Origin of the sequence: Streptomyces swartbergensis (assembly GCF_002148965.1) — a bacterium.
In the GTDB taxonomy this organism is placed as follows: domain Bacteria; phylum Actinomycetota; class Actinomycetes; order Streptomycetales; family Streptomycetaceae; genus Streptomyces; species Streptomyces swartbergensis.
Map to the genome: position 1 here is coordinate 1 of NZ_NGFN01000360.1, position 8,652 is coordinate 8,652.

The window sequence follows — 8,652 nt, forward strand, 5'->3', positions numbered from 1 at the left end:
GACCCCCTCGGCACGTCCCACCGCGCCGATCCCCTCACAGGAGTCCCCGTGCACCGCAACCACAAGGCCGCCCCCGCAGCCCGCACCGCGCGGCTCGCCTGCTGCGCCCTGCTGGTGACGGCGACCGCCCTCGTCGGCTGCGAACGCGGTTCGTCGGACGGCGCCGCCGAGACCGCGACGGGCCCGAGCGGCTGCCCCGGCGTCCAGGCCAGGGCCCAGGACGCCGTCACCCGGGCGGAGCGGACCGACATCCCCTGGGGCGGACCCACCACCGGCCCGGAGGCGGTGTCCGGCAAGACCATCGTCTACGTCGCCCAGACGATGACCAATCCCGGCGTCGCGGGCGCCGCCACGGGGGTGCGGGAAGCCGCGCGGGCCATCGGGTGGGACGTTCGGGTGATCGACGGCGGAGGCACCCCGGCCGGCATCCAGGCGGCCATGAGCGAGGCCGTGGCCCTCAGGCCCTCGGGCATCGTCATCGGCGGCTTCGACCCCGACTCGACGGCACAGCAGGCCGCCCGGGCCAACGCGCAGCGCATTCCGCTCATCGGCTGGCACGCGGTCCCGGAGCCCGGCCCCAGCCGGCGGCCCGACCTCTTCACCAACGTCACCACCCGCGTCCAGGACGTGGCCCGCATCAGCGCGCAGTGGATCATCTCCGACTCGAACGGCCGCGCCGGGGTCGTGCTCATCACCGACGCGTCGATCCCCTTCGCCAGGAACAAGTCCGACCTGATCAGGAAGGAACTCGCCGGCTGCCGCGGCGTGCGGCTGCTCTCCGTCGAGAACATCCCGATCCCGGACGCGAGCAGCCGCACCCCGCGGGAGATCTCCTCGCTGCTCTCCCGGTTCCAGGACCGGTGGACCCACTCCGTCGCCATCAACGACCTGTACTTCGCCGACGCCGCCCCCGCCTTCCGCGCGGCCGGCGAGAAGGGCTCGGGGCCGCCCTACAACATCGGCGCGGGCGACGGCGACCCGTCCGCCTTCCAGCGCATCAACAGCAGGCAGTACCAGGCCGCCACCGTGCCCGAACCGCTGTCGCTCCAGGGCTGGCAGATCGTCGACGAGTTCAACCGCGCGTTCTCCGGCCGCCCGGCCAGCGGGTACACGGCCCCCGTCCACATCGCCACGGCCGACAACAGCGAAGGCGCCACGGCCTGGGACCCGTCGGGCTACCGGGAGGCGTACCGGAAGATCTGGGGGAAGTGACGTCCGGTCACGCGTCCATCCCTTCACGGAACATGCACGGAACCTCTGGGTCCCTTTAAGTTTCAAGCGCTAATGTCACCGTCAGTCGAGTGGCCGCCGGGGGTCGATCCGAGCGGGGCCCGTTCCGCGGCGGCACTCGCACCCCCCACCAGGCACGGGAGACTGGGCGTGTACGACGGCGATGTAGTGGTGATCGGCGGCGGCTATGGCGGTGTCCGGCTGGCGAAGCGGCTGGACGCGACGGCCCGGGTCACGCTGGTGGACCGCAAGGAGGTCTTCTTCCACCGCGTCGCCTCCCTGCGCGCGGGGGTGCGTCCCGAGTGGACGCACACGCCCTTCATCCCGTTCGACCGGCTGCTGCACCACGGCCGCGTGGTGGCGGGCAAGGCCGTCCGTATCGACACCGCTGAGCGGCAGGTCGTCCTCGCCACGGGGGAACGGCTGCCCTACGACGTGGTCGTGATCGCCACCGGCGCCGACTACCCCGAGCCGGCCCGCTTCGTCGGTACGACCGTCGAGGAGGCGGCCAAGTCGTTCGCCGAACACCAGCGCAACGTCGCCACGGCCGAGCACGTCCTCGTGGTCGGCGGCGGCCCCGGCGGCGTCGAACTCAGCGCCGAGATCCGCCTCGCCCGGCCGGACGCCCGGGTCACGCTCGCCCACTCCGGACCGGCGCTGCTCGACACCACGGGCAGCACCCGGCCGGGACGCAAGGCGCTCGCGTGGCTGGAGGCCCATGACATCGAGGTACGGCTCGACTCGTTCATGTCGCCCGGCAACGACTTCGGCACCTACCGCGACGGCCGCGGCAACGTCGTCGAGGCCGACCTGTCCTTCTGGGCGACGGGCACCACACCCAACACCCTCTGGCTCCGCCTGGCAGGACACGGCGACTGGCTCAACAGGGACGGACACGTCAAGGTCGACCGGACGCTCCGGGTCGAGGGCAGGCTGGACGTGTTCGCCGTCGGCGACGTCAACGACGTCAGCGAACTCAAGATCACCCCCGCCGCCCTCGCCCAGGCGGACATCGCGGCCCACAACATCCGCGCCTACCTTCAGAGTTCGGGCAAGCACCGCAAAGAGCCGCGTTTGTACCGGGCGATCCAGCGCACCCCGCTCATCGTGCCGTTCGGCCCGGCCGACGGACTGACCGTGCTGCCCGTGCCGGGCGGCGAGTCCGCGGTCCTCGGCAGCCGCACCACGACCCTGGCCAAGGCGAAGACCCTCATGACGCCCTACATGCGGCGCCAACTCGGTTACACCGCGGCCTGATCCACGGCACGGGCAGGGTCACCCAGCGTGATCGCACCCCCGGTCGTTACCCGCCGGTCAGGTCTGGGGTAGGGTCCCCACCGTTTCCGGTTACCGGCTGATGGCGTGCCGGTACGGGGCGTGTCGGAGGGTGGCAAGACGATGGAATCCCAGTGGGGTGACGGCGGATCCGTGGACCTGGACGACACGCGGTTGGAGGAGCTGAGTCCCCAACCGCTGCTGACCCGGGACTACGAGACGCGCCCCGCGCTCGTGTACGAACGGCTGAGGCAGCAGCACGGCCCGGTCGCGCCGGTCGACCTGCTCGGCGTACCCGCCTGGCTGGTCCTGGGCTACCGCGAGGCGCTCCAGGTGCTCCAGGACAACGACGGCTTCCCGAAGGGGCTGGAGAACTGGCGGGCCCGCTCCGAGGGCCGGGTACCGGCCGACTGGCCGCTCGGCCCGTCCCTGGAGGTCAACCACATCCTGATCCAGGGCGGTCCCGGATACCGGTCGCTGCGCACGGCGTGGGACGTGGCCCTCAAGCCGTTCCAGGATCCGCGCCACCCCCAGGCCAAGCGCCTCAAGGCCGCCGTCACCGCCTACGCCGACGAACTGATCACCCTGGTCGGGCAGGGCGGAAAGACGGGCGTGGCGGACCTGTCCGCACAGTTCTCCCGGCCGCTGCCGCTGATGGTGGCCAGCCATCTGCTCGGCTTCCCCGGCTCACAGGGCGACGACGCGCTGATGGACATGTGGCGCGTGCTCGACGCGGGCCCGGACGCGGAGGCCGCGCTGGAGCGCCTGCTCGCGACGCTGGCGCAACTGGCCGCGACGAAGCTTCAGAAGCCGGGCGACGACTTCCCCTCCTACCTGCTGGCCGCGCACCCGGACCTGTCGCTCGACCATCTGGCCCGCGAGCTGTTCATGCTGCTCGGCATGACCTCCGACCACGTCGGCATCCTCATCTCCAACACCGTCGTGGAGGTCATCTCGGGCGAGGGCAGCGTGCGCGCCAGCCTGTCCGCCGGGATGGTCAGGGAGTCCATGAACCGGGTGGTCATGCGCAAGCCGCCGCTGGTGAACTTCGTCCCGCGCTTCGCGGCCGAGGACACCCGGCTCGGCAACTACACGATCCGGGCCGGCGACCCGGTGTGGGTCTCCTCGGCCGCCGCGCACGCCGACCCGCTCTTCGCCGACCACGTCGCCTCCGGCACCACCATCAGCACCCGGGCGCACCTGTCCTGGGGAGCCGGACCGCGCCAGTGCCCGGCGCGGGAACTCGCCTCGGTGGTCGCGGCGGCCGGTGTGGGGCGCCTGTTCGAGCGGTTCGACCACCTCGACCTCGCCCTGCCCGCCGACCAACTGCCCTGGCGTTCCTCCCCGTTCATGCGCGGCCTGCGCTCGCTGCCCGTGCGGTACGAACTCTCCGCGGCGCCCGCGCGGCCGTCGGCGGACGGTCCCGCGCCGGAGGTGGCCGAGGAGGTCCTGCCGGACCCGTCCGCCCGGCAGCGCTCCTCGCTGTGGCGCTATCTGACGGGCCTGATCCGCGGCGGTCGCTGACCGGGAGACCGGGTCGGAACGCCCATGCCGTATCGGCGTTCCTCCCGGTCCGACGGTGAGGGTCTCACGCCGTACGCGTGACGAACGGTGCTGTTGCGCGGCGGCCCGCTCTGGGAAACTCGTCAGAGATCCCGGAACCTCGTCGGAGATCCCGGGACAGGGCGCGAGGGCCCGCGGGGGCCGGGCAGGTTCACCTCGATGACCTGCCCGGTTCACACCCAGCCCGACTCCACGGCGATCCGGATCGCATCGATCCGATTGCGTCCGCCCGTCTTCCTGGTGATCGCCGACAGGTGGTTGCGGACCGTCGCCACGGACAGGCACAGCCGCTCGGCGATCTCCCGGGTGGGAGTGCCGTCGGCGGTCAGCCGCAGCACCTCCACCTCGCGCGGGGTCAGCGGGTTCGCTTCCGCGTCCAGCGCGGCCAGCGCGAACTCGGGGTCGACGAACCGCTGCCCCCGCACCAGCTTGCGCACCCCGTGGACCAGCCGGTCCGGCGGAGCGTTGGTGCTGATGACGCCCGCGGCGTGCAGGTCGAGCATGCGGCGCAACCGCTCGGGTGTCGTCGAGGCCATCATCAGCAGCAGCCGGCACTCCGGCAGCCGCGCCCGCAGCTCGCCCCGGACGGCGACCTCCTCGCCCTCCCCGGAGTCCACGTCGATCACGGCCACGTCGGGACGGCACGCCACGGCTCGTGCCACCGCGTCACCGTTGCCGTCGGCCTCGGCGACGACCTCGATGTCGTCCTCACGGGACAGCAGAGCAGCGAACGCTCCCCGCACCAGGCGGGTGTTCTCGACGAGAAGAACGCGGATCACTGTCGCTCCCACTCGGCCGTCGCGGCCCGCCGGACCGCCTTGAACGGATTATCACCGCCCACCACGGGATTTTCAGTTCGGGCAGCAGGACGATCAGTTCCGCGCGGCGGCCCGTAGCGGAGATCCTCGGGGCCCGGGGATCCGGGTGATCTTCCACCAACTGACCGTCCTGTGCGAGCGACTGCTGTCACCGAAGGGCAGCGGCAGGAGCTGACGGTGATCGAGTGGTGAGGTCCAGGACGCGGGCGTACCGTCGAACGGTGGACACCGCAGGCAGCAGCCCGCAGCCGGCTACGCCACAGGCGACCACCACCAGGGAATCCGGTGGTGGCGGAAACGCGATGGCGCTTCTGGTCATCGCCTCGTGCCAGCTGATGGTGGTCCTCGACATCACGATCGTGAACATCGCGCTGCCGCAGATCCAGCGCTCCCTGGACTTCTCCACCACCAGCCTGTCCTGGGTGGTGAACGCCTACACCCTCACCTTCGGCGGACTGCTGCTGCTGGGCGGCCGGGTCGGCGACATCCTGGGCAGACGGCGCGTCTTCGTCTTCGGCGTGCTGCTCTTCGTGCTCGCCTCCCTGCTCGGCGGGCTCGCCCAGAACGCCGGCCAACTCCTCGCCGCGCGCGCCCTGCAGGGCGTCGGCGGCGCCATCGCGTCCCCGACCGCCCTCTCGCTGGTCAGCACGACCTTCCGTGAAGGACCGGAACGCAACCGGGCCTTCGGGGTGTTCGCCGCGGTCTCCGCGGGCGGCGGCGCGATCGGGTTGCTGGCGGGCGGGGTGCTCGTCGAGTGGCTGAACTGGCGGTGGGTGCTCTTCGTCAACGTCCCGATCGGGCTGCTCATCGCCCTCGCCACCCCCCGCTGGATCAGGGAGTCCGAACGGCACCCGGGGCACTTCGACATCACCGGCGCGCTGACCTCCACCGTCGGCATGGTGCTGCTCGTCTACGGGTTCATCAGAGCCGCGCAGGACGGCTGGCGCGACGCCCTCACCCTCGTCTCGTTCGCCGCGGCGGTCGTCGTCCTGGCGGGCTTCATCCTGATCGAGCGGCGCTCCAGACAGCCCATCACGCCGCTGCACATGTTCGCCGACCGCAACCGCGCGGGCACCTACGGCATCATGCTGTGCCTGGCCGCCGCCATCTTCGGCATGTTCTTCTTCCTGACGCTGTTCGTGCAGAACGTGCTGGAGTTCAGCCCGTTGCAGGCCGGGCTCGCCTTCCTGCCGGTCAGCGCGGTCATCGCCATCGGCGCCGGACTGGCCTCGCGGTTCCTGCCCACGTACGGCCCCAAGCCCTTCATGGTGCTGGGCGCGATCCTGGCGGCGGCCGGACTGGCCTGGCTCACCCTGACCGACGTGCACTCCACGTACGCGGGCAGCGTCCTCGGCCCGATGCTCGTCTTCAGCCTGGGCATGGGCATGGAGTTCGTCTCGCTCACCCTCATGGCGCTCTCCAACGTCTCCACCCGGGAGACCGGCGCGGCCTCCGGACTGCTCAACGCCACCCAGCAGGTCGGCGGCTCCCTCGGCCTGTCCATCCTGGTCACCATGTACGGCACGGCCAGCACCAACGAGGCGGAGAAGCAGGTCCCGCTCTTCCTCCAGCAGGCGACCCCTGCCGAGCGCCTGCGGTTCGAACGCACCGGGCAACTGCCGAAACCCTGGTCCGACGAGATCCTCACCGCCGGCGTCTCGGCCGCCTTCATCATGGCGGCGATCTTCACCGCCGTCGCCGCGCTGATCGCCCTGATCGTCATCCAGGTCCGCCCCTCCGACCTGGAACGCCTCAAGGGAGGGGCGGGCCCCGGCCCGATGTGAGGCCCGCCCCGGGGACCGCCCCTACACCCCGATCCTCGCCGCGATGAGCGGCGCCAGCCGGTCGGCGATGACCCGGTGGCCCCGGTCGTTGGGATGCACCGAGTCCGTCAGATCGCCCGAGCCCAGCCAGCCGGTGGTGTCGACGAAGGAGACCCGCGTGTCACCGCCGTCGACGGCGGCCTTCACGGCGGCCTCGGTCTGCGGGACGTACCGCCCGCGGAACGTCTCCAGCGCGAAGATCCACGCCTGCGGATACGCCGCACGGACCTTGCGCAGCAGACTGCCGTAGGCCGACTGGAACTGCGCGGAACTCACCCCGTGCCCGACGTCGTTGGTGCCGAGATTGATGACGACCGCGTCGGCCCGGTAGCGCGAGAAGTTCCAGTCGGGCGTCGCGGCGTTCGGGTTGAGCTTGGTGAACTGCCGCTCAAGACCCACACACCCGTCCGCCGCGGCCACCAGGCACGCCCCGCCCTGCGCGATCTGCGTGTGCTCGACGCCCAGCCGCTCCCCGATCAGCCAGCCGTACGCGGTACGGGCGTTCTGCGAGGACGTCGTGCCCACGGTGATCGAGTCGCCGACGAACTCGACCAGCTTGGCCGGGGCCGGCGGTGCGAAGGTCGTCGCACCGCTGTCGAGGACCAGCCCCTGGAACAGCGCGTCGCCCCGGTAGGAACCGGCCACCACCTGGTAGTTGACCTGGAGCGTGTGGTTGCCGGGGGCCAGGGCCGCCGGGGTCAGGTTCACCGTCCCCTTGACGTCGTCGTAGAACTTCACCGGCCCGTTGTCGATCCGCGCCCACAGGTCGATCGTGCCCCGCTGCTTCAGCTTGACCGTCCTGCCGGTGAAGCCGACCCGGTAGTAGGCGCCCGCCCAGTACGGGGTGTAGGCGGTCGCGGAACTGGTGGTGTCCCAGCGGCCGACGAACTTGATGTTCGGGTCGCCGGGCTGCCCCGGAGCCGCCGCCTTCACCATGGCGCCGCTGCCGAGCCGGGCGCGGACGACCGGGGCCAGGCGCTCGGCGAACTTGGTGTGACCCGCCTCGTTCGGATGCCCGTTGCCGTCCTCGTAGTCGGCGCCGTCGGTGAGCCAGCCCGTGGTGTCGACGTAGTGCACCCGGGCGTCACCGGCACTGCTGCGGGCGCTCACGGCGGCCCTGGTCTCGGTGACGTAGCGCTTCTTCAGCGTCTGCACCGCGAAGAGGTGCGCCGTGGGGTACTTGGCGCGCACGTCCCGCAGGAACGTGGTGTACGCCGACTGGAAGGCGGCGCCGGACACGCCGTGCCCGATGTCGTTGGTGCCGAGGTTGATGACGACCGCGTCGGCCCGGTACCGGGAGAAGTCCCAGTCCGCGCCGCCGGTACTGGCCGTCCTGAAGAACTGCCCGCTCAGACCGGTGCACCCCGACTGCCCGACCAGGCAGTACCCGGACCGGGCGATCTGGGTATGCCGCATGCCGAGCCGCTCCCCGGTCTTCCAGGCGTAAGAGTCCAGCGCGAGCCGGTCGGTGAGGGCTCCCGCGGTGATGGAGTCGCCGACGAACTCGACCAGCCCGGACGGGGCGCCGGCGGCGACGGTCCGCGCACCGGGGTCCAGGACCAGACCCTGGAAGACGGTGTCACCGGAGCGGTAGGACAGGCGCAGGGTGTGGGTGCCGGGGGAGAGCGGCCGGGGAGTGAGGTTCACCGTGCCGCGCACACCGGCGTGGAAGACGTCGGGGCCGCCGTCGATGCTGGCGTAGAAGTTGACCGCGTTCCTGGCCCTGACCTTCACCGTGGTGCCGGTGAAGCCGGTCTGGAGGTAGGCGCCGGTCCAGTGGGGCACGGCCGCGGTGCCGGAGGAGGTGTCCCAGCGTCCGACGTACGCGATGTTGGGATCGGACACCGAGCCGTCCCCCGCCGCGGCCCGCGCGGGTGAGCCGCCCGCGAGGGAGAGCAGGCAGGCGAGCAGCACGGTGGCGAGGAGAGCGGGCAGGGCGCGTC

Annotated in this window: 6 protein-coding genes; 4 read left to right on the plus strand and 2 right to left on the minus strand. The window is 71.5% G+C overall.

Annotation, left to right across the window (positions count from 1 at the left end; genetic code table 11):
- Window positions 1-48 precede the first annotated feature (48 nt).
- The 3 genes from CA983_RS36340 to CA983_RS36350 all read left to right on the plus strand — a co-directional run bounded on the left by CA983_RS36340 (window position 49) and on the right by CA983_RS36350 (window position 4,029).
- A complete protein-coding gene (locus CA983_RS36340; RefSeq protein ID WP_086605006.1) occupies window positions 49-1,212 on the plus strand; it encodes a substrate-binding domain-containing protein in 1,164 nt (387 codons plus the stop codon).
- A gap of 168 nt (window positions 1,213-1,380) precedes the next feature.
- Window positions 1,381-2,487: an FAD-dependent oxidoreductase gene (locus CA983_RS36345; RefSeq protein ID WP_086605007.1), complete on the plus strand. Its 1,107-nt coding sequence runs from the start codon at window positions 1,381-1,383 to the stop codon at window positions 2,485-2,487.
- A 141-nt stretch (window positions 2,488-2,628) separates the two neighbouring features.
- Window positions 2,629-4,029: a cytochrome P450 gene (locus CA983_RS36350; RefSeq protein ID WP_086605011.1), complete on the plus strand. Its 1,401-nt coding sequence runs from the start codon at window positions 2,629-2,631 to the stop codon at window positions 4,027-4,029.
- A 212-nt stretch (window positions 4,030-4,241) separates the two neighbouring features.
- Here the strand turns inward: CA983_RS36350 and CA983_RS36355 are convergent, their stop codons facing one another.
- Entirely contained in the window at window positions 4,242-4,847 is a 606-nt protein-coding gene (locus CA983_RS36355; protein WP_086605008.1) for a response regulator transcription factor, read from the minus strand.
- A 341-nt stretch (window positions 4,848-5,188) separates the two neighbouring features.
- Here CA983_RS36355 and CA983_RS36360 point away from each other — a divergent pair, with 341 nt between their 5' ends.
- Entirely contained in the window at window positions 5,189-6,670 is a 1,482-nt protein-coding gene (locus CA983_RS36360) for an MFS transporter (protein WP_086605009.1), read from the plus strand.
- A gap of 21 nt (window positions 6,671-6,691) precedes the next feature.
- On the opposite strand, the gene CA983_RS36365 is transcribed toward CA983_RS36360, so the two are convergent.
- Window positions 6,692-8,652 (minus strand): GDSL-type esterase/lipase family protein (locus CA983_RS36365; protein ID WP_244207241.1); only part of this gene is annotated, 1,961 nt, incomplete at its 5' end.

Bases quoted from the DNA above. Each gene is read 5' to 3' on its own strand.
- CA983_RS36360 (WP_086605009.1), top strand. From the start codon at position 5,189: ATGGCGCTTCTGGTCATCGCCTCGTGCCAGCTGATGGTGGTCCTCGAC.
- CA983_RS36350 (WP_086605011.1), top strand. From the start codon at position 2,629: ATGGAATCCCAGTGGGGTGACGGCGGATCCGTGGACCTGGACGACACG.